Annotated in this window: 17 protein-coding genes; 12 read left to right on the top strand and 5 right to left on the bottom strand. The window is 66.4% G+C overall.

Annotation, left to right across the window (positions count from 1 at the left end; translation table 11 throughout):
* The coding region (gene gcvH / locus CR157_RS17995) for a glycine cleavage system protein GcvH (RefSeq protein ID WP_110285017.1) at positions 1-263 on the bottom strand (263 nt) is incomplete at its 3' end.
* 555 nt (positions 264-818) lie between these two features.
* Here gcvH and CR157_RS17990 point away from each other — a divergent pair.
* Both CR157_RS17990 and gcvT read left to right on the top strand, forming a co-directional pair.
* On the top strand, positions 819-2,225 hold the full coding sequence (locus tag CR157_RS17990) for an alanine/glycine:cation symporter family protein (protein ID WP_110284924.1): 1,407 nt from the start codon (positions 819-821) through the stop codon (positions 2,223-2,225).
* 82 nt (positions 2,226-2,307) lie between these two features.
* The gene (gene gcvT, locus CR157_RS17985) at positions 2,308-3,417 is read left to right on the top strand and encodes a glycine cleavage system aminomethyltransferase GcvT (protein WP_110284923.1); all 1,110 of its coding nucleotides are present in this window, start codon (positions 2,308-2,310) and stop codon (positions 3,415-3,417) included.
* A 156-nt stretch (positions 3,418-3,573) separates the two neighbouring features.
* Here the strand turns inward: gcvT and CR157_RS17980 are convergent, their stop codons facing one another.
* Genes CR157_RS17980 through CR157_RS17965 form a run of 4 tightly spaced genes read right to left on the bottom strand, consistent with a single transcriptional unit; the run spans position 3,574 to position 7,637 of the window.
* A complete protein-coding gene (locus tag CR157_RS17980) occupies positions 3,574-5,676 on the bottom strand; it encodes a YjbH domain-containing protein (protein WP_110284922.1) in 2,103 nt (700 codons plus the stop codon).
* Positions 5,673-6,455 carry a hypothetical protein gene (locus CR157_RS17975; RefSeq protein WP_146218734.1) on the bottom strand — a complete coding sequence of 261 codons (783 nt, stop codon included), beginning with the start codon at positions 6,453-6,455 and terminating at the stop codon, positions 5,673-5,675. Before CR157_RS17975 ends, CR157_RS17980 begins: the two co-directional genes overlap by 4 nt.
* A 40-nt stretch (positions 6,456-6,495) precedes the next feature.
* Positions 6,496-7,206, bottom strand: a complete 711-nt coding sequence (locus CR157_RS17970; RefSeq protein WP_181422111.1) for a YjbF family lipoprotein — start codon at positions 7,204-7,206, stop codon at positions 6,496-6,498.
* An 11-nt stretch (positions 7,207-7,217) separates the two neighbouring features.
* A complete protein-coding gene (locus CR157_RS17965; protein WP_110284919.1) occupies positions 7,218-7,637 on the bottom strand; it encodes a hypothetical protein in 420 nt (139 codons plus the stop codon).
* 765 nt (positions 7,638-8,402) lie between these two features.
* Between CR157_RS17965 and CR157_RS17960 the strand changes: the two genes are divergently transcribed.
* From CR157_RS17960 to CR157_RS17915, 10 genes are all read left to right on the top strand, one after another.
* Positions 8,403-9,515 (top strand): polysaccharide export protein, encoded by a 1,113-nt coding sequence (locus CR157_RS17960; protein WP_306766789.1) that lies wholly within the window; start codon positions 8,403-8,405, stop codon positions 9,513-9,515.
* 46 nt (positions 9,516-9,561) lie between these two features.
* A complete protein-coding gene (locus CR157_RS17955) occupies positions 9,562-11,760 on the top strand; it encodes a polysaccharide biosynthesis tyrosine autokinase (RefSeq protein ID WP_110284918.1) in 2,199 nt (732 codons plus the stop codon).
* A 78-nt stretch (positions 11,761-11,838) separates the two neighbouring features.
* Positions 11,839-13,155, top strand: a complete 1,317-nt coding sequence (locus CR157_RS17950) for a nucleotide sugar dehydrogenase (RefSeq protein ID WP_110284917.1) — start codon at positions 11,839-11,841, stop codon at positions 13,153-13,155.
* Between the two features lie 48 nt (positions 13,156-13,203).
* Positions 13,204-14,154 carry a Gfo/Idh/MocA family oxidoreductase gene (locus CR157_RS17945; RefSeq protein ID WP_110284916.1) on the top strand — a complete coding sequence of 317 codons (951 nt, stop codon included), beginning with the start codon at positions 13,204-13,206 and terminating at the stop codon, positions 14,152-14,154.
* A gap of 8 nt (positions 14,155-14,162) precedes the next feature.
* Positions 14,163-14,759, top strand: a complete 597-nt coding sequence (locus tag CR157_RS17940) for an acyltransferase (protein ID WP_110284915.1) — start codon at positions 14,163-14,165, stop codon at positions 14,757-14,759.
* Between the two features lie 25 nt (positions 14,760-14,784).
* Positions 14,785-15,870 (top strand): DegT/DnrJ/EryC1/StrS family aminotransferase, encoded by a 1,086-nt coding sequence (locus tag CR157_RS17935; protein WP_110284914.1) that lies wholly within the window; start codon positions 14,785-14,787, stop codon positions 15,868-15,870.
* 25 nt (positions 15,871-15,895) lie between these two features.
* A complete protein-coding gene (locus CR157_RS17930) occupies positions 15,896-17,347 on the top strand; it encodes a lipopolysaccharide biosynthesis protein (protein WP_181422110.1) in 1,452 nt (483 codons plus the stop codon).
* 31 nt (positions 17,348-17,378) lie between these two features.
* On the top strand, positions 17,379-17,960 hold the full coding sequence (locus CR157_RS17925) for a GNAT family N-acetyltransferase (protein ID WP_110284912.1): 582 nt from the start codon (positions 17,379-17,381) through the stop codon (positions 17,958-17,960).
* 17 nt (positions 17,961-17,977) lie between these two features.
* Positions 17,978-18,904, top strand: coding sequence for a GNAT family N-acetyltransferase (locus CR157_RS17920; protein ID WP_110284911.1), 927 nt, complete (start codon positions 17,978-17,980; stop codon positions 18,902-18,904).
* A 5-nt stretch (positions 18,905-18,909) separates the two neighbouring features.
* The gene (locus tag CR157_RS17915; protein ID WP_219999974.1) at positions 18,910-20,373 is read left to right on the top strand and encodes a polysaccharide deacetylase family protein; all 1,464 of its coding nucleotides are present in this window, start codon (positions 18,910-18,912) and stop codon (positions 20,371-20,373) included.
* Positions 20,374-20,383: the final 10 nt, after the last annotated feature.

Below are 20,383 nucleotides of genomic sequence, written 5' to 3'. Positions count from 1 at the left end.
GCGTCCTCGAGGGCCTCGTTGACCTCGACGATCTCGCCGGCCACCGGGGCATAGAGGTCGGAGGCGGCCTTGACCGACTCGATGACGCCGAACTCCTCGTTGTGTTCGAGAGCGCGCCCCACCTCGGGCAGCTCGACGAAGACCACGTCGCCCAGTGCCTCCTGGGCATGGTCGGTGATGCCGATGGTCACGGTGCCGTCGCCGTTGTCCAGCACCCATTCATGGCTTTCGGCGTAACGCAGGTTGGCGGGAATTGAGCTCATCACATTTTCCTATACGAAAAAGGTTTACCGGATTCGCGAATGCTAACGCCATCGAAGGCATTTGGCGAGTCCGCCCTTGGCATTGCCAGAGACGACGCCCGCGTGGCGATGCCGTCCCTCAGGGTGGCTTGCCGTGCGCGCGACGTCCAGCGACACCCGGTCCCAGGCTCCGGAGGCCGGAAGCGGCACGCCAGGTCGACAGATGCTGGCGCACCTCACTACCCTTGTTGGAGCCGCACGGTGGTGCCTGATGGTCTCGGCACCACGCCGGGCATGAGAGGGTGGCGGGTTGTGGGAGCGGCGCGGTAGAGTGCGTATTTCCAATAGGAAACAAGTTTCTTCGCGAGTGCCGGAACCGGCCATCGGGGCATGCCGGCAGGTGTCTAAGCTATCGTTCCGTATTGCTGGTGTCAGAATGGGGTGATCCGCTATTGTACGCGGGTTCGTTTTGTCGATCATTCGCCCAGGGGCGTTGATGGCATGACGATCGACTGTTCGCGTTGGTCTGCAGCACGGCAAGGCAGGCCATGACAACAAGTGATAAGGGAGACGCTCGTGGAAACCTTGAACAGTATCTTCGGTGCCATCAATAGCGTGGTCTGGGGCCCCTTGATGCTCATCCTGTTGCTCGGGGTGGGCCTCTACCTGCAGATCGGCCTGAAGCTCATGCCGATCCGCAAGCTCGGCATGGGCTTGCGCCTGATGTGGCAGGGGCGTGATCGCAAGCTGGCGCCGGGCGAAAAGAAGACCAAGGAAGAAGAGGGGGAAATCTCGCCCTTCAACGCCCTGATGACGGCGCTTTCCGCCACCATCGGTACCGGCAATATCGCCGGTGTGGCCACGGCCATTGCCCTGGGGGGGCCGGGGGCGGTGTTCTGGATGTGGATCACCGCCCTGGTGGGCATGGCCACCAAGTTCGCCGAGGCGGTGCTGGCCGTGCGTTACCGCGAGACCGACAGCACCGGCTACCACGTCGGCGGACCGATGTTCTACATCAAGAACGGCCTGGGCCGGAAATGGCTCTGGCTGGGCGGTGCCTTCGCCTTCTTCGGCGCCGTGGCGGCCTTCGGCATCGGCAATACCGTGCAGTCCAACTCGGTGGCCGATGCCCTCGACTCGACCTTCGCCATCCCCCACTGGCTGACCGGCGTCGTCATCATGGTGCTGGCCGGTGCGGTGATCCTCGGTGGCATCAAGCGTATCGCCAAGGTGGCGGGCAAGCTGGTGCCGATCATGGGCATTCTCTACGTGCTGGCCGGGCTGCTGGTGCTGATCGTCAATGCCGGCCAGATCGGCGAGGCCTTCCGGCTGATCTTCTTCTATGCCTTCAACCCCATGGCGGCGGCCGGTGGCTTCGCCGGGGCGGCGGTGATGGCGGCGATCCGCTTCGGCGTGGCGCGCGGCATCTTCTCCAACGAGGCCGGCCTGGGCAGTGCGCCCATCGCCCATGCCGCGGCCAAGACCAAGAACCCGGTGCGCCAGGGGCTGATCGCCATGCTCGGCACCTTCATCGATACCATCGTCGTCTGCACCATCACCGCCCTGGTCATCCTGACCTCCACGGTGTGGATCGGGGGCGAGGCGGGCGCCTCGCTGACGGCGCTCTCCTTCGATGCAGCGTTGCCGGGCTACGGCAACCAGATCGTGTCGCTGGCCCTGGCGGTCTTCGCCTTCACCACCATCCTCGGCTGGTCCTTCTATGGCGAGAAGTGCTTCCAGTTCCTGTTCGGTACCCGCTCCATCATGCTCTACCGGGTGCTGTTCGTACTGGCCATTCCGCTGGGCGCCATGGCTCAGCTGGGCTTCATCTGGCTGATGGCCGACACCTTCAACGCCATGATGGCGATTCCCAACCTGATCGCCCTGGCGCTGCTGTCGCCGGTGGTGTTCAAGCTCACCCGTGACTACTTCGACGGCAAGGAGGTCCTGCCGGGCGAGGAGCTGGACCACGACAAGCCGTGATCGGTGCCCGTGACCGGGAGGTGCCCTGCGGGGCACCTCCCGTCGTTGCGAGCCACGATTCCATGACCCATGAGGAAACCACATGAGCGAACTCAAGCGAACACCGCTGTATGACCTGCACCTGGAACTGGGCGCGAAGCTGGTTCCCTTCGCCGGTTTCGAGATGCCGGTGCAGTATCCGCTCGGTGTCAAGAAGGAGCACGAGCATACCCGTGCCGCCTGTGGCCTGTTCGATGTCTCCCACATGGGCCAGGTCCTGCTGCGTGGTCCGTCGCCCGCCGAGGCACTGGAGACCCTGGTACCGGCGGACGTCGTCGGCCTGGCCGAGGGCATGCAGCGCTATGCGCTGTTCACCAGCGAGGAGGGCGGGATCCTCGACGACCTGATGGTGGTCAACGCCGGCGATCACCTCTACCTGGTGGTCAATGCCGCCTGCAAGGACCAGGACATCGCTCACCTGCGTCGTGGCCTGACCGATCACCAGGTCGAGGCGGTCGACCGCGGGCTGCTGGCGCTGCAAGGCCCCAGGGCCGCCGCGGTGATGCAGCGGCTCTGTCCGGAGGCCTGTGACCTGGTCTTCATGCAGCATGGCCGCTTCGAGATCGACGGCATCCCGGTGTGGGTCAGCCGCAGCGGTTATACCGGCGAGGACGGTTTCGAGATCTCGGTGGCCGCCGATGGCGCCGAGGCCCTGGCCCGTCGGCTGCTGGCCGAGGAGGAGGTCGAGGCCATCGGCCTGGGCGCTCGCGACTCCCTGCGCCTGGAAGCCGGCCTGTGCCTCTATGGGCATGACATCGACACCACCACCACGCCGGTGGAGGCGGGACTGATCTGGGCCATCGGCAAGCCGCGCCGTCGCGGTGGCGAGCGTGCCGGCGGCTTCCCCGGGGCCGGCCTGGTCCTGCACCAGGTCGAGGTCAGGGACCATCGCCGCAAGCGCGTGGGCCTGCTGGGCGAGGGGCGCGCGCCGGTGCGCGAGGGCGCCGAGCTGTATGACGGCGAGGGCCACCATCTCGGCGTGGTGACCTCCGGCGGCTTCGGCCCCAGCGTGGGCCGGCCGGTGGCCATGGGCTACGTTGCCGTCGAGGCCGCCGACCCGGGGACCACCGTCTACGCCGAGGTGCGCGGCAAGCGGTTGCCGATGACGGTCAGCAAGATGCCCTTCGTCGCGCCGGGATACTACCGGGGCTGACGGTTTTATACCGTTATCTCTCTTGGCGCAGGCTGAAGACAACGGCCACCTCCCGGAGGTGGCCGTTGTCCTTTCATCAGGGGTGCTTTGGCGCATCTGACATTGGCCGAACGCCCGGGTTTCGCAGAGTGGATCAGCGTCAAGTCCGACAGGCTCCTAGGGCAGGGCCTCGTCGTAGTCCTGCCAGTAGCGCCCCATCCGGCGCTCGTCGGTCAGCGCATGGAGCTCGAAGCGCCGGGCCAGGCGGGCGCCACCGTCGCGGGTGAGCGGCTGCCAGGCAAGCCGGGCACGTTGGCGAGTCGAGTGCACGAAGAAGGCATCCAGCGGCAGTGACAGGTAGATCCCCTTGTCAAAGCTGCCCTCGCCGAAATCGCTGCCGGCATTGGTGAAGGTGGCCCAGCCCCCCAGTTGCACCCCGGAGTCGAACTTCCGCGACAGGTCGACGGTCACGCCGAGATCGCCGGCCAGGTAGCGCCCGATGCTGACCTTGGCCAGGACATCCTCGAAGCCGCTCTGCCAGTAGCCGGTGAGGTGGCCGGTCCAGGTGCTGTAGTCACGCAGCTCGAGGCGCTGGTCGAAGTCGCGCTGCCTGACCCAGTTGACGTCGAGGCCTACCGCCACATCGTCGTTGAAGGGGCGGTAGAGGACCTCGCCGCCGACGCCTGCAAACATGGTCTCGAGCAGGCCGCCATAGCCCATGGCATACCAGTCGTCACCGAGACGGGCGGTGTGGCTGTACTGCAGGTTGCTGATACCGATGCCAGTCTCGGCCAGGTAGTCACCGATATGGGTGCGCACCCGCGGCAGGTCGGAATCGGCGATGAACTCGTAGTTCTCTAGATTGTCGGCCAGGGTGTAGGCCAGGGTGCCCGAGAACCAGTTGTTGGCACCCAGGCGATACTCGCTGTCCAGGGCGGCGGAGACGCGGTAGAGATAGCCGTCGGGGCCGCCGAAGTTCTGCTCGAGCACCGGTCCCAGGCTGTAGCTGAAGCGGCGCGGGTCATTCTCGTGGAGTATCTCGCCGTCGGCGGGTTGCACGGCGCCGTGCGCATAGATGCCGTGACGATGGTCCACGGCCTCGTCGGCCGAGGTCGCGGTCGCCACCAGGGCATTGCGGTCATGCACGCTCTCGCGCAGTGCCAGGCCCCGCTCCTGCCAGCGAAAGCGAAAGGTCTCCACCTCGCTGCCCAACCGGTTGTGCAGCACCCGGGCAGCGCGCTGCTCGCTGTCGGCCAGCGATGGATAGCGACTCGGTTCGCCTTCGACGATCACCTCCTTGCCGTCCTGGCGCAGCCGGTGCACGGCGATGCCGGCATTGCCGTCGAGGTCGCGGCTCAGCGTCTGCCAGTCGCGGGTATGTTCGTCGGGTGCCGGGCCCACCGGCAGCGGTTGCGGGTCACGCTTGGCCTGGGAGAGGGTCGCCAGGTTGGTGGCGAGCGAGATGCCGAGCATGGCGGTATCGCCGCGCTGCCAGCCGGCCCTGAGCTCGATGCCGTCGGTCACACGGTAGCGGGCACCGAAGTTGAGACGGGAGTCCTGGTCCTGGTGGTTGCGCTGGGGCTCCCGCTGATAGTCGTTGCCCTCGAGCTCGAGTTGCAGGACCAGTGGGTCCCAGGGCGTCTGGTACTCGATGCCACCGAACACGGCCGCCGATCCGCTGAACAGGCTGCCCAGGTTGAGGGTGCCGCCGTCGTCACCCGAGCTGAACCCCGAGCGTCGCTCGAAGCGGTCATCGAGTCGCGCCAGGGGGTTGGCGAAATCGTCCTGGTTGCCCAGGTAGCCCCAGCCGAGCCCCAGGCTGACATCGATATCGTGCCAGCGCTTGCTCGCCACCAGGTACTCGGCACCGAACAGCCCGGTACCGCCCATGTCGCGAACGCCCGCGGCGAGTTCAGGCCAGTAGCGGCTCTCCTCGCGCAGACGCAGCTTCACGTCGATGCCCTTGTCCAGGTTGTTGCGATCCTCGGTCGCCGCCAGGAACTGGCGGTTCTCGACTTCCACATAGCGGAAGCCGGCCTCGAGCCACGCGGCGGGCTGGAAGAAGAGGTTGTAGCGGCGATAGGGGGCGGTGCGCGAGAAGGTGAAGGCGAAGTCACCCAGAGGGGCCATGCGCGCCGTAGGGGTCTGCATCAGGCCGATGCCCCCGAAGTCGCCCTGGCCCCGGCCGAGATCGCCCTGAGCGGTCGCGGCAGCGGCCAGGCCGACGGCCATGACCAGGGGGGATAAGTGCGGGAGGTATCGTCGTTCGAGTCCGTTCATGGGGTCTGGCCGATATCCGTATCGGTGGGGTCGAGGGTGTCACAGGCGTCACCTGGCAAGCGTGTGGCGAGAAACTCCGGCAGAGTGCGGTTCACCCAGTCGGCTTCCAGGCTCTCGTCGGGAAGCAACAGGGCGACCCGGCTGCCGGGTACCAGGGGGCTGCTCTCGGCGTTCCAGGCTGCGATTCCCAGCCGCCGGGGCGGGCTCTGGGGGCCGACGACCCAGGCCTCGGCGGCGGCTCGCCAGTGTCCATCAGGCTGATCACGCAATGCCTGCGGCAGCGTCAAGCCGGGGGACCAGGGGCGACGCGTGACGCCACCGAAGGTCCACAGCTCCACCCAGTCGGGCGGCTCGCACTGGCCGACAGCGGCCAGGGTCGACAGCCGAGGGTCATGGCGTGGCGAGGCGAGCAGGGCGGTGAGGTCGGCACGTGCCGGTGTGCGGCTACCTTGCCGGTACAGCGCGTCGACCGACGTCTGCCAGTCGGTCAGGGCGTTGGCCACCGACGGCTGGCCGTCGAGCTTCATCCGGTTGGCCAGGGTCACGAGCTCTTCGCGGAGTCGCAATGCCTGGCGACGGTGGGGCTCCAGGTGGTCCCGGCGCAGATAGTAGGCGAAGGCCGGATGGTCGGGCTGGCTGCCGCGGGACAGCCAGTGCTCCGACAGGCGAGGCGTCTCGCCGGAGGCGCTCGTCGTCAGGCCGAGCAGCAGGGACGCCAGCGCCAGTCGTCGGCCGACGCCCATCGACGAGCGATGAAGGAAAGTTCCTTGATCCAGCATGGTGGTATCTCGTGGGGGCGGTGGGTCGACCCGGCGCCTCTCAAGGCCCGGGAGGGGCGGTGGCGATATCCTCGGCATCGCTCCACCAGGGGCGTGCCACCTGCCAGCGAAGCCGCTGCCCGTCGGGCCAGGCCGTGATATCGCCGGCCCAGATGCGCCGGCTGGTGGGGTCGCGCCAGAGCCGGTTGACGGTCTGCTCGCCTGTCTGCCAGTTGAGGCGTTCGGTGCAGGGTTCGAGGCTGAGGGTCGTCAACGGCAGCGCCACCGGGCCGGGGGCGTCGCACTCCAGGGCGACGCTGGCCGTGGCGCGGTGCTCCGCTCCATCATCGTCCCGCCAGTGCGCGTGGAGACGGTAGCGACCGGCGGCGTCGGTACCTTCGCGCCACTGGCCCAGCAGGGTGGCGTCGAAGCCGGCGCTGGTCATGGGAAGGCCGTCGCGCAGGTGGAGGGTGGCGCGGTCGCCGGCCTGCCAGTAGGTGTCCCGGCCGTTGTCGCCGTTGCGGTGGGCCATCACCATCAGGGCGTCGTTGCCTTCGCTGGTCATGGCCAGCGAGGCATAGGGCAGGGCCTCGGCTCGCGCGGCCGTATCGCTGGCACGCCAGGGGGTGACCAGCGACTCGCCCATGGGGCTCAGGCCACCGCCCTGGACACAGCCACCGAGCCCCAGGATCAGGGTGAGTGCCAGGCTACGACGCGCCAGGGCCGCCTTGCGGCGGCCCTGGTGCTGTTCGCGCTGCCTGCGGCATCGCATGTCGCGGTCCATCACCGGGTGCCGGTGCCGGTGCCGGTTCCTGTACCGCCGGTGCCGGTTGCACCGGTCACCACGCCAATCCCCACGGCACCCTTGTCGATGGCGCCGGCAATGGCATCGCCGGAACTGCCCGGGGCGTCACCCGAGGCGCCGCCGCCAGCCGTCACGCCTCCACTCGCGACCGCCTCGGGGGCCGGGGTGCTGCCCGAGTTACCGGGCGCTCCGGGGGTCTGGGCATTGCCTGCGCCCAGGTTGGCACTGGCCGCGGCACCGGCGCCGACCGATGCCCCGGTACCGAGATCGGCGCTGCCTGCCGCATTCGTCTGGGCGGTACCCGAGGCCTGCTGGGCCAGGGCGAGTGGCGAGAGGGCCATCAGGGCAATGCCTGCGATGGTCGCGGTCCGCCTCAGTGGTATCGAAATATGGGTCATGAATGTCGTTCTCCTGTGGATGGGCCGGGTAGGCTCTTGATCGGACCGTATGGGAAGTGGTCCGGCATGGCGTGAACAGGGGCCCTCTATTCCTGACTCGAGCCCCCATCCAGGTGCCTCTTCTGCAGGCATGGCTCTCGCATCGCCTCAGAATGGTGATGTAATACACGAGGAATTAATGAGTAAAAAGAAACCGTTAATTTTTATATTATAATTTATGTAAATAACGGTAATTAATTGAAAAAGTGAAAACCTGAGGGATGACAAGCGTTAAAAAAGGATTATCCTTTCCCTCGATTCGCTGATGGCATCCACGGATTGGAAGCTCTCGTCGCACTCTGTCCTGACCAGTCATTCATCGCCATTCGGCGAGATGCCAGCATGTTGGTGCGAGTTGTCTCCTGGCGACTCAGGCTTCAGGGAAGGTCTGTCGACTCTGGGGCGGTAGCGTGCCTGAAGCCCGGGTGCGTGCTGCTTCTTCTCCCTCTGGAAGCTTGCCTTCGCCCACCTGTTGCCGTCGGAAAATCGGTGTGATTTTTTTGCGACAATGCCGATCTGTAAACGTCGCTAATTGGATACATTAGCGTCGTTTAATGGCGCCAGTTTCGTAAAATATAATATGGTTAATAAGTGTTGTTATTCTGAAGTGGGAATGTCATCAGGACGGAAAAGGATGTCGTTGCCGTTGGGGCCGCGCCGGCATCAGGGAAGGTAACGATAACGGCTTGAGTGAGAAGCGTAATGACGCCCAATCGGATGCGCCGGATGATGACCGGTGCAGTACTGGCCACTGGCCTGATCGCCTTGCAGGGTTGCGCTTTCGCGCCCGGCGGGCATATCGACTATCGCACGGATGCGGCGCCCATCGATGACCTGGTGGAAATCGAGCCCATCACCTTCGGACTGGTTCGCTCCCTGCGGCGTGACAGCATCGAGCCGGAGGAGATCGGTCGAGTCAGCGAGTCCCTGCGAGGCGACATCGGTGCCTACGACTACCGGATCGGCAAGGGCGATGTGCTGAGCATCATCGTCTATGACCACCCGGAACTGACGATCCCGGCGGGCGGCGAGCGCAGTGCCGCGGAGTCCGGCAACATCGTGCACACCGACGGCACCATCTTCTATCCCTATGTCGGCCGCCTGGAGGTCCTTGGCCTGACCGTCGCCGAGGTGCGCGACATCATCGCCCAGCGGCTCGAGCCCTATGTGGCGATGCCCCAGGTCGAGGTGCGGGTCGCCGAATTCAACTCCCAGAAGGTCAACGTGACCGGCGCGGTGGCCGAGCCGGGCCCGATGCCGATCCGCAATGTGCCCTTGACGGTACTGGATGCGATCAACCTGGCCGGCGGGCCCACCGAGGAGGCCAACTGGCACGAGGTGATCCTGACCCGGGAGGGCGAGGAGATCCGGCTCTCGCTGCACGACATGCTCAACAACGGCGAGCTGTCCCGGAATCGCCTGCTGCGCGACGGCGACCTGCTGCATGTGCGCGACAACACCGACCAGAAGGTCTACGTGATGGGCGAGGTACGCGACGCCCAGAGCCTGCCGATGGGGAGCAGTCGCCTGACCCTGACCGATGCCCTGTCGGAAGCCGGCGGCATCAACGAGGGCAACGCCAACGCCTCCGGAATCTTCGTCATCCGTCGCGCCTCACCGGAAGGCGACAAGCTGGCCACCGTCTATCAGCTCGATGCCCGCAATGCCACGGCCTTGATGCTCGGCACCGAATTCGAGCTGGAGCCCACCGATGTGATCTATGTCACCACCACGCCGCTGGGTCGCTGGAACCGCGTGATCCGCCAACTGCTGCCTACCGTCAGCAGCCTCTACCAGACCACGCGCGTGGGGCGTGAGCTCGATACCTTCAGGGAGTGACCGGAGCCGAGGCGACGTCATCGACCCATCTGTTCAGGACTTTTCCATGGCGAAAGACATCAAGACGGGCTCACGCCCTGCTTACGACGATATCGATCTGGGGCGACTGTTCGGGGTGCTGCTGGACGGCAAGTGGCTGATCGTCACCGTCACTGCCCTGTTCGCGCTGGCGGCCATCGTCCATGTGCAACTGACCACGCCGATCTTTCGTGCCGATGCCCTCGTGCAGGTGGAGGGCAAGACCGGGCTCAGCAACCCCCTGGCCGAGGTGCGTTCCATCCTCGGCGAGGAGCCCAAGGTGGAAGCCGAGCTGGAGATCCTGCGCTCGCGCATGGTGCTGGGCAAGGCGGTGGATCAGCAGCGGCTCGACATCGTGGTGATCCCGGCCCGGCTGGCCATGGTCGGCGACTTCCTGGTGCGGCGGGGCATGGGGCGCCCTGGCTTTGCCGAGCGCAGCGTCTGGGCCGGCGAGTATCTCAACATCGGCAAGCTCGAGGTCGACCCCGAGTGGCTCGGCACGGCCTTCCGCCTGGTGGCCGCCGAACCGGGCCACTATCGCCTCTATCACGATGACGACCTGCTCGGCGAGGGGCGCGTGGGCGAGAACGAGACTTTTCTCGATGGCGGGGTGGAGTTGCGCGTGGCCGAGCTGGAGGCCGGGGAAGGCGCCGAGTTCACCCTCGTCAGGCGTACCCGCCTGGCGGCGATCAATGACCTGCGCTCGCGCTTCAGCGTCGGCCAGCGGGGCCGCGACAGCGGGGTCTTCAACATGACCCTGACCGACGAGGACCCCGAACGTGCCCGGCGCACCCTGAGCGCGATCGGTCAGATCTATCTGACCCAGAATGTAGACCGCCAGAGTGCCGAGGCCGAACGGAGCCTCGAGTTCCTCGAGGAACAGGTGCCCCAGGTACGCAGTGAGCTTGCCTCCGCCGAGGATGCCCTCAACGCCTATCGCATGGATCACGACAGTGTCGATCTGTCGTTGGAGACCCAGTCGGTGCTCAACCAGCTGGTCGAACTGGAGGCACAGCTCAGCGAGCTGGAGATGGAGCAGGCGGAGATCCGCCGACGCTACAACGATTCGCACCCGACCTATGCGGCCTTGATGGAGAAGCGCGAGAACCTGGAACGGAGCCGCGACCGGCTCGATGAGCAGATCCACGAGTTGCCCGAGACCCAGCAGCAGATCCTGCGCATGTCCCGGGACGTGGAGGTGACCCAGCAGGTCTACGTCCAGTTGCTCAACAAGATTCAGGAGATGAGCATCACCAAGGCCAGTACCGTGGGCAATGTACGCATCCTCGACGACGCCGTGGCCCAGCCGGGGCCGGTGGCACCACGCAAGCCGGTCACGGTGGCGCTCTTCACCCTGATCGGTGGCTTCCTGTCGGTGGCCTTCGTGCTGGTGCGCAGCATCTTCAACCGGGGAGTGGAGGGCGCCGATCAGATCGAGGAGCTGGGGCTGCCGGTCTACGCCACCGTGCCGCTCTCCGAGGACCAGCAGAAGCTGGTGCGCCGCTTCAAGCGTCGGCACCAGAAGCGTGGCCGCGAGGTGGCCTGCGGCGTGCTGGCCCAGAACGCTCCCGACGACACCGCGGTCGAGGCACTGCGGGGCCTGCGCACCAGCCTGCATTTCGCCATGCTCGAGGCGCCGAACAACCGGCTGATGATCACCGGCCCCAGCCCGAACATCGGCAAGAGCTTCATCAGCGTCAATCTCGGGGCCGTCATCGCCCAGGGCGGCCAGCGCGTGCTGGTGCTGGATGCCGACATGCGCAAGGGGCACGTGCACAGCGCCTTCAACGCCGCGAGCGAGGGCGGGCTCTCCGAGGTGCTGGCCGGCAAGTGCGGGCTCGATGAGGTGATCCGTCGGTCGCCGATCAATGGCCTGAGCTACGTGGCCCGCGGCAAGGCACCGCCCAATCCGGCGGAGCTGCTGATGAGCGATCGTTTCAGCCGCCTGCTCGAGGTGCTCAGTGAGCGCTACGACCTGGTGGTCATCGACACGCCGCCGGTCCTGGCGGTGACCGATGCCGCCGTGGTCGGCCGCCAGAGCGGCACCACCCTGCTGGTCGCGCGCTTCGGCCTCAATCCGCCACGGGAGATCGACGTGGCGGTCCGCCGCCTCGAGGGCAGCGGGGTCGAGGTCAAGGGCGGCATCCTCAACGCCATCGAGCGCAAGGCCGCCACCAGCTACGGCTATGGCTACTACCACTATGCCTACAAGACCAGCGGCGGCTAGGAGCCTGGCCGATTGCCGTGCCGCTCCCGCGTTGGCGGGGGCGTTCCTCAACCCCTCACACCACACCATGGAAGCGTCATGACCACCATCAAAGATCGAGTGATTGACCGGCTGGAGCGCAAGGATGCCGTGATCGGGATCGTCGGGCTCGGCTACGTGGGCCTGCCGTTGATGCTGCGCTACAGCGACATCGGCTATCGGGTGCTGGGCATCGACATCGACCCGTCCAAGGTCGAGCGGCTCAACGCCGGGGGCAGCTACATCGAGCACATCCCCGGCGAGCGAGTCGCCAGGGCCCGCGACGCCGGCTTCGAGGCGACCACCGACTTCGCCCGTGTCGCCGAGGCCGATGCCGTGATCCTCTGCGTGCCGACTCCGCTGAACAAGTATCGCGAGCCCGACATGAGCTTCGTGATCGATACCGTGGACGCCCTCAAGGGCCACCTGCGCGAAGGGCAGGTGATCTCGCTGGAGAGCACCACCTACCCTGGCACCACCGAGGAGGAGCTGTTGCCACGGGTCGAGGAGGGCGGCCTGGCGGTCGGCCGTGAGCTGTTCCTGGTCTATTCGCCGGAACGCGAGGATCCGGGCAACCCCGACTTCGAGACCCGCACCATTCCCAAGGTGGTGGGTGGCCACACCCCGGCCTGCCGCGAGGTGGGCGTGGCGCTGTATCGGCCGGCCATCGACCGGGTGGTGCCGCTGAGCTCGACCAGGGCGGCCGAGATGACCAAGCTGCTGGAGAACATTCATCGGGCGGTGAACATCGGCCTGGTCAACGAGATGAAGGTGGTCGCCGACCGCATGGGCATCGACATCTTCGAGGTGGTGGACGCCGCCGCCACCAAGCCCTTCGGCTTCACCCCCTACTATCCCGGTCCGGGGCTGGGCGGGCACTGCATCCCCATCGATCCCTTCTACCTGACCTGGAAGGCCCGCGAGTACGGCCTTCACACCCGCTTCATCGAGCTCTCCGGCGAGATCAACCAGGGCATGCCGGAGTACGTGGTCGGCAAGCTGATGGAGGGGCTCAACCAGCAGGGGCGCGCGCTCAAGGGCAGCCGGGTGCTGGTGCTGGGCATCGCCTACAAGAAGAACGTCGATGACATGCGCGAATCGCCCTCGGTGCAGATCATGGAGCTGGTGCGTGATCGCGGCGCCGAGGTGGCCTACAGCGACCCCCATGTGCCGGCCTTCCCGACCATGCGCGAGCACCACTTCGACCTGGAGAGCGTGCCGCTCAGCCCCGCCACCCTGGGCGAGTACGACGCCGTGGTGCTGGCCACCGACCATGACCGCTTCGACTACGAGATGATCCGCGCCCACGCCCGATTGATCGTCGACACCCGCGGCATCTATCGCGGCGATGGCGTCGACAAGGTGATCAAGGCCTGAGCCTCCACTCGACGACCCGTAACCGCCCATGAGCACAAGGAACACGCCATGAAATACTTCGCACTGATCGGCGCCGCCGGTTATATCGCCCCGCGCCACATGAAGGCCATCAAGGAGACCGGCAACCATCTGGCGGTGGCCTACGACATCAACGACTCGGTGGGGATCATCGACTCCATCTCGCCGGACAGCGAGTTCTTCACCGAGTTCGAGTGTTTCCAGGAGCACGCCTGGCAGCGCCGGCGCGACCCCTACACCGCGCTGGACTACATATCGGTCTGCTCGCCCAATCACCTGCACCACGCCCATATCACCGCCGGCCTGCGCCTGGGCTGCGACGTGATCTGCGAGAAGCCGCTGGTGCCCACGCCGGCGCTGCTCGACGAGCTCGAGCGCGTCGAGCAGGAGACCGGCAAGCGGGTCTACAACATCCTGCAACTGCGCCATCACCCGGCCATCATCGCGCTCAAGCAGCGGGTAGCCGAGACGCCCCGCAGCGACAAGTACGACGTTGAACTGACCTACATCACCTCCCGCGGCAAGTGGTACCTGGCGAGCTGGAAGGGGGATCCCCGTCGATCGCTGGGGGTGGCCACCAATATCGGGGTGCACTTCTTCGACATGCTGCACTTCGTGTTCGGCGACCTGGAGCGCAACGTCCTCCACTACAGCGGCGAACAGAAGGCCGCCGGTTACCTGGAGTACCAGAAGGCACGGGTGCGCTGGTTCCTCTCCATCGATGCCGATGACCTGCCCTCGAGCGTCCAGGGCCAGCAGGCCACCTACCGCTCGATCCTCTGCGAGGGACGCGAGATCGAGTTCTCCGGCGGCTTCACCGACCTGCACACGGTGAGCTATCGGGAGATCCTCGCCGGCCGCGGTTACGGCCTGGATGACGTACGCCACTGCATCGAGACGGTGGACTTCATCCGCAACGCCACTCCCGAGGTGCCGTCTCCCGGTGAGGCCCATCCCTGCCTCAATCGCTTCGCGTTGTGAGGTCGGACATGGACAGGCAGGCAACACAGCTACAGATACATCCCAGCGCCATCGTCGACGAGGGCGCCGAGATCGGCGCCGGCTCCCGGGTCTGGCACTTCGTCCACGTCTGCAGCGGGGCACGCATCGGCCGCGGGGTCTCGCTCGGCCAGAACGTCTTCGTCGGCAACCGGGTGGCGATCGGGGATCGCTGCCGGGTGCAGAACAACGTCTCGGTCTACGACAACGTGACCCTGGAAGCGGGGGTGTTCTGCGGTCCGAGCATGGTGTTCACCAACGTCCACAACCCGCGCGCGCTGGTCGAGCGCAAGGACGAGTTCCGCGACACCCGGGTGCGCGAAGGCGCCACCCTCGGGGCCAACTGCACTATCGTCTGCGGAGTGACCATCGGCCGCTTTGCCTTCGTCGGCGCCGGGGCCGTGATCAGCCGCGACGTGCCGGACTTCGCCCTGGTGGTGGGGGTGCCCGGGCGCCAGATTGGCTGGATGAGCCGCCACGGCGAGCGCCTGGACCTGCCGCTGGAAGGCGAGGGGGAGGCGACCTGCCCGCATACCGGTGACCGTTACCGCCTGGCCGGCCGCTGCGTCACCTGCCACCCGGCCTGAGCCGAACCCAAGGGAAGCGACACGCATGGATTTCATCGACCTCAAGGCCCAGCAGCTGCGGATCCGCGACCGCATCAACGACGGCATCCGCCAGGTGCTGGAGCACGGCAAGTACATCCTCGGGCCGGAAGTGGAAGAGTTGGAGGCGCGTCTGGCCGCCTACGTCGGCGTGCGCCACTGCATCAGCTGCGCCAATGGCACCGATGCCCTGCAGATCGCCCAGATGGCGCTCGGCATCGGCCCGGGTGACGAGGTGATCACGCCCGGCTTCACCTACATCGCCACCGCCGAGACCGTGGCCCTGCTGGGCGCGCGGCCGGTCTACGTGGACATCGATCCGCGTACCTACCTGCTCGACCCGGCAAGGCTGGAGGCGGCGATCACCCCGCGCACCCGGGCGATCATCCCGGTCTCGCTCTACGGCCAGTGCGCCGACATGGATGCCATCAATGCCATCGCCGCGCGGCACGGCATCCCGGTGATCGAGGACGCGGCCCAGAGCTTCGGCGCCACCTACCGGGGCCGTCGTTCGGGCAGCCTCTCGACCATCGCCACCACCTCCTTCTTCCCCAGCAAGCCCCTGGGCTGCTACGGCGACGGCGGGGCGCTGTTCACCGACGACGACGACCTGGCGGTGGCGCTGCGGCAGATCGCCCGTCATGGCCAGGATCGTCGTTATCACCATGTGCGCGTCGGCATCAACAGCCGGCTCGACACCCTGCAGGCGGCCATCCTGCTGCCCAAGCTGGAGATCCTCGACGAGGAGCTGCTGCTGCGCGAGAAGGTCGCCCACTGCTACGGACGACTGTTCGGCGCGGCGGGGCTCGAGACGCCCCGCATAGAGCCCCACAATACCAGTGCCTACGCCCAGTACACCGTGGAGGTGGAGGATCGCGAACTGGTGCTGGCTCGCCTCTCCGAGGCCGGTATCCCCACGGCGGTGCACTATCCGATCCCGCTCAACCAGCAGCCGGCGGTGGCCGACCCCTGTGCCGAGCTGCCGGTGGGCAATGCGGCCTCCCGCCGGGTGGTCAGCCTGCCGATGCACCCCTACCTGGGTGCCGACGACCAGCAGCGTATCGTCACGGCGCTCCAGGAGGCGCTGCTGTGATGACCGGAGCACAGGGAGCCGTCGCGTGCTGAACCGTCTTGCCGCCCCGGCCCGACGCCTGCTGCCCACCCATGCCTTCGCCCGCGGGGTGAGCGTGCTGGTGGGGGGCACGGCAGGGGCGCAGTTGCTGGCCGTGCTGGCCGCTCCTCTGTTGACTCGGCTCTATGCCCCGGAGGACTTCGGCCTGCTGGCCGTTTTCACCGCCTTTCTGGCGTTGTTCACGGTGGTGGCGGCCGGGCGTTACGAGTTGGCCATCCCACTTCCCGAAGATGACCAGGATGCTGCCAACCTGGTGCTGTTGGGCCTGCTCTGCGTGTTGCTGACCGCGGGATTTGCCCTGCTCGGGGTCCTGTTCTGGTCGGAGGCAATCGCATCCACTCTGGGAGCCCCTGAGCTTGCGGAGTACATGTGGTTGATCCCCGTTGGGGTGCTGTTCGTCGGGACCTATCAGGTCTTCAACAAATGGGCGGTGCGCACGAAGCGTTTTGCCGAGGTGGCTCGTACACGGATCTGGCAGGCGCTGGGCATGCTGGGATTACAGGTCGGGGCTTCCCCGCTCGGGCCGGTCGCCCTGCTGGGAGGTCAGGCCACGGGGCAGGGAATAGGGGCTTCCGGGCTTGCGTTGTCAGCCGTCAGGCGGCCGGAATTCCGGCGCTGCTCCGTGGCGGGCGTGGCACGCCAGGCCCGCCGGTACAGCAACTTTCCGCTCTACTCGACCTGGACCGGATTGTTCAATACCGGCAGCCTGCAACTGGCGCCCATTGTCTTCGTTGCCCTCTACGGTGCCACGGTAGCGGGTCTCTATGGGTTGACACTGCGCATCCTGACCATGCCGGTCAGCCTGGTAGGCCATGCCATCGGCAGCGTCTTCCTGGCCCATGCCCCCGAGGCCAGAAGACGGAACGAGCTCCCGTTGCTGGTCGAGTCCCTGCACAGGAAACTCGCCATTCTGGGGATTCCTCCCCTCGTATGTCTCATGGTCGTCGGGCCGGATCTCTTCGCGATGATCTTCGGCGAGCAGTGGCGGAAGGCCGGCGTCTATGCCCAGTGGATGCTGCCGTGGATCTACATCCAGTTCCAGTGGTCCCCCTTGTCCATGTTGGCCAGCGTACTGGAGCTGCAGCGAGATGCCATGCTGGCCCAACTGCTCATGCTCGTTGCCCGTTTCGGCCTGCTGTTCGTCCTGTTCATGGCCGACGCCGATGCAGACATGGCCGTCCTCGTCTTCTCCCTGGTCAGCGCCCTTGTCTATCTCCTTCAGCAGGCATGGTTCTTCAGCAAGGCAGGGGTTTCATTCGCCAGGAGCATGGGCTACGAGCTCGTCAACCTGCTGATGTTCACCGCCATCACCTTGCCGCTGATCGTCCTGTACCACCAGGGAGCCATGGACCTGATCTGGTTCATCGCAGTCGTGACGCCGCTGGCGGCCGGGTGGACATGGTGGCGAGTCCGGCAGGACAGGGGGGGCGGGCCTTGATCGTCAGTCGGCATGAAGAGAGGACATCTTGATGAGGCATTTAAGGAGGCTGCATGCCGCTTGTGGCGGGATCAAGGTGGTGCTGAGAAACCTTGTGGTGGGTCGCAAGGTTTCTGGAATGGGCGGCAGGGTGAGAGAGAACCTCGTCTATAGAGGCATGGAAGCGCGTGAGTATGGGCAGGTGATGAAACTCTATGCCTCTCTGCACGGTGGAAGAAGGCCCAATTGGGTGATAAGGGCCGTATGCCGATTGCTCGGCGCCAAGATGACACTGATCGCGGTTGCCCGGTACCAGGGACAAGCGCGAGTGGTGGGCATGAGCATGTTCTATGTGAACAGAAGAGACATTGCCGATGAGACGATCCATGAAGGTTTCATCGGAGTCAGTCCAGACATGACGGGAAGGGGAGTGGCATCCGAGCTGAGAAGAATGGCCATTCACCACTTCGAAGCGAATGGCTTCAAGGGCATCTCGTCCCGCATATCGCTCGATAACGAGGCCTCTCTGGCGTCCGCCGAGAAGCTGGGCTTCGTTCCAGTAGAGAGGTATCACGACCCGGTAATGAGGGCTGATCGACAGTATCTGATTCGCTGGTTCCAGGATGGATCTTGAGTGATTAAGGAAGGCGCATGAATGTTGACCCCCTGTTCCACCCCGGGTGGATCGAGTTCAACGAGCAGCAGTGGGGGCTCGAGGCCGAGCCCGTGACGCTGACCCCCGACAGGGGCGATGCCTGGCGGCTCGACACGGTGCTCTACCGCAACCGGCGCGGGCGCCTGGTCACCCCGCCGCGCAACCCCTACCTGCCGATCCACTTCGAGTGCAGCAGCGAACGCCCGGCCTCGATCAATCGCCGCAAGCGGATGGCGCTGACCCGCCTGGCCGAGCGGCTGCGCGAGACGGGGCTCGGCGGCAGCCTCAGCCTCTCCCCGGTGGCCGACGACGTACGCCCCTTCGAGTGGGCGCAGATGGCGGCCCGCCCGCGCTTCACCTACCACCTGGAGATCGCCGGGCGCGAGGCGCGCATCGACCCCAGCGCCCGCAAGAAGGCCCGCAAGTGTCGTCGGCTCGACTACCGCTGCGAGGTCAGCGACGACTATGCCGCGGTAGCGGGGTGCCTGTCGGGACCCGAGTCGCGCAAGGGGTTCGACTACCGCCTGGAGGCCGCCGAGCTCGAACATCTCGCCGAGTTGATGGGGCCGGAGCACTTCGTCTGCTTCCTGGCCCGCAATGCCCGGGGCGAGCCCATGGGTACCCGGGTCTGTCTCTATGCCCCCGGCGGGCATGCCCTGGCCTGGTCGGCGGGCATGAAGACCGAGGCCATGAAGGATGGCGTCAACAACCTGGTGGCCGAGGAGGCCCTGGCGTTCTTCGAGGCGCAGGGCTGCACGGTGTTCGACTTCATCGGTGCCAACATCCCGCCGGTGGCGGAAATGAAGGAAGCCTGGGGCGGACGGCTGGTCTGCCACTTCGCCATCAGCCAGCGCGGCATGCGCCAGCTGGCCCGGGAAGCCTGTGTGACGGCACGTACCCTGCTGAAGAGGGAATCCAAGTGAACGACATGACTGCACTGCACGGTCCACGCCCGGCGCCTCGCCTGGGCGCCGCATCGATACCTCGTTCGCCGTTCGTGCCTGCCGCCTCGGCGGCGGACCTTGACCCCGGCACGGCGGCGGCCGGTGCCGACCCACTGCTCGTCTGGCTGGAGCAGGTGCTCGACGAGCGCTTCGGTCTGCCCCTGCGGCTGGAGCGCGACGGCCCGGAGTGGCTGGTGATGACGCTGGACGGGGCGCCGGGCCAACTGCTGTTCGATCGCCTCCAGCCGGCCTTCTTCCTGCCCGGGGGGGATCTGCCCCACGGACACTGGGACGCCACCGCCGAAGGGTTCACCGCGCCCCTCGACCTGCCGCTGCCGGCACCGGGGGCGGACAGCCTGCCACGGCCGCTGGTGGAGCCGGCCCCCGGCGGCCTGGTCATCCACTACGATATCCTCGGGCTCGCCTACTGGATGCTGAGCCGCCAGGAGGAGGTCGACGCCGAGACCCTGGATCGCCACGGCCGCTTCCCGGCCAGCGTCTCCCATGCCGGACGCCACGGTTACCTGGACCGCCCGGTGGTCGACGAATGGCTGGCGGTGCTCGGCCAGTTGATTCGCTGCCAGTGGCCCGGCGCGACCCTGCGGCGTCACCGGTTCCGGGTGCGACCCACCCACGATGTCGACCGTCCGAGTCGCTACGGCTTCGCGCGCGACGTCAAGCTGCTCCGGGTGATGCTGGGCGACACCCTGCTGCATCACCGTCCCCAGGCATTGCTGCTCGGCCCCTGGGTGCGCCTGACCACGCGGCGTCGCCTGCACCCCTTCGATCCACTCAACACCTTCGACTGGCTGATGGATGTCTCCGAGCGCCACGGCCTGACCAGCGCCTTCTACTTCATCTGCGGGCGTACCGACCCGCGCAAGGACGCCGACTATGAGCCGGAGCACCCGGCGATCCGCGAACTGCTCAGGGGCATCCACGCCCGCGGCCACGAGATCGGGCTGCACCCCAGCTACCACACCTTCCGCAACCCCAAGGAGCTGGTCAACGAGGCCGCGCGCCTGCGCCGGGTATGTGCGGAGGAGGGGATCGAGCAACCCGAATGGGGCGGACGCATGCACTACCTGCGCTGGCAGACCCCGCTGACCCTGCAAGGCTGGGCGCAGGCCGGCATGAGCTACGACAGCACCCTGGGCTACGCCGAGCAGCCGGGCTTCCGCTGCGGTACCTGCTTCGACTACCCGGCCTTCGACCCGGTCCGGCGCGAGGCCCTGGACCTGCGCATCCGTCCGCTGGTCGTCATGGAATCCTCGGTGATTGCCCCCTCCTATCTGGGGCTCGGCACCGGCGAGGCCGCTTTCGAGCGCTTCGCCATCCTCAAGGCCCGCTGCCGTGCCGTGCAGGGCACCTTCACCCTGCTGTGGCACAACTCCGAACTCACCACTGCCGCCCAGCGCGCGCTCTACGAGCGCGTGCTGGCGACATGAGGAGGCTCGC

It is taken from the genome of Halomonas sp. LBP4 (genome assembly GCF_003202205.1).
In the GTDB taxonomy this organism is placed as follows: domain Bacteria; phylum Pseudomonadota; class Gammaproteobacteria; order Pseudomonadales; family Halomonadaceae; genus Halomonas; species Halomonas flagellata.
The sequence above is the reverse complement of the archived record's forward strand: the minus strand, read 5'-3'. Positions and strand labels throughout refer to the sequence as shown.

Coding starts and splice junctions, on each gene's coding strand:
- CR157_RS17965 (WP_110284919.1), bottom strand. CDS start 7,637: ATGACCCATATTTCGATACCACTGAGGCGGACCGCGACCATCGCAGGC.
- CR157_RS17935 (WP_110284914.1), top strand. CDS start 14,785: ATGGATTTCATCGACCTCAAGGCCCAGCAGCTGCGGATCCGCGACCGC.
- CR157_RS17970 (WP_181422111.1), bottom strand. CDS start 7,206: ATGCGATGCCGCAGGCAGCGCGAACAGCACCAGGGCCGCCGCAAGGCG.
- CR157_RS17945 (WP_110284916.1), top strand. CDS start 13,204: ATGAAATACTTCGCACTGATCGGCGCCGCCGGTTATATCGCCCCGCGC.
- gcvT (WP_110284923.1), top strand. CDS start 2,308: ATGAGCGAACTCAAGCGAACACCGCTGTATGACCTGCACCTGGAACTG.
- CR157_RS17980 (WP_110284922.1), bottom strand. CDS start 5,676: ATGAACGGACTCGAACGACGATACCTCCCGCACTTATCCCCCCTGGTC.
- CR157_RS17940 (WP_110284915.1), top strand. CDS start 14,163: ATGGACAGGCAGGCAACACAGCTACAGATACATCCCAGCGCCATCGTC.
- CR157_RS17950 (WP_110284917.1), top strand. CDS start 11,839: ATGACCACCATCAAAGATCGAGTGATTGACCGGCTGGAGCGCAAGGAT.
- CR157_RS17925 (WP_110284912.1), top strand. CDS start 17,379: ATGAGGCATTTAAGGAGGCTGCATGCCGCTTGTGGCGGGATCAAGGTG.
- CR157_RS17960 (WP_306766789.1), top strand. CDS start 8,403: ATGATGACCGGTGCAGTACTGGCCACTGGCCTGATCGCCTTGCAGGGT.
- CR157_RS17955 (WP_110284918.1), top strand. CDS start 9,562: ATGGCGAAAGACATCAAGACGGGCTCACGCCCTGCTTACGACGATATC.
- CR157_RS17915 (WP_219999974.1), top strand. CDS start 18,910: ATGACTGCACTGCACGGTCCACGCCCGGCGCCTCGCCTGGGCGCCGCA.
- CR157_RS17920 (WP_110284911.1), top strand. CDS start 17,978: ATGAATGTTGACCCCCTGTTCCACCCCGGGTGGATCGAGTTCAACGAG.
- CR157_RS17975 (WP_146218734.1), bottom strand. CDS start 6,455: ATGCTGGATCAAGGAACTTTCCTTCATCGCTCGTCGATGGGCGTCGGC.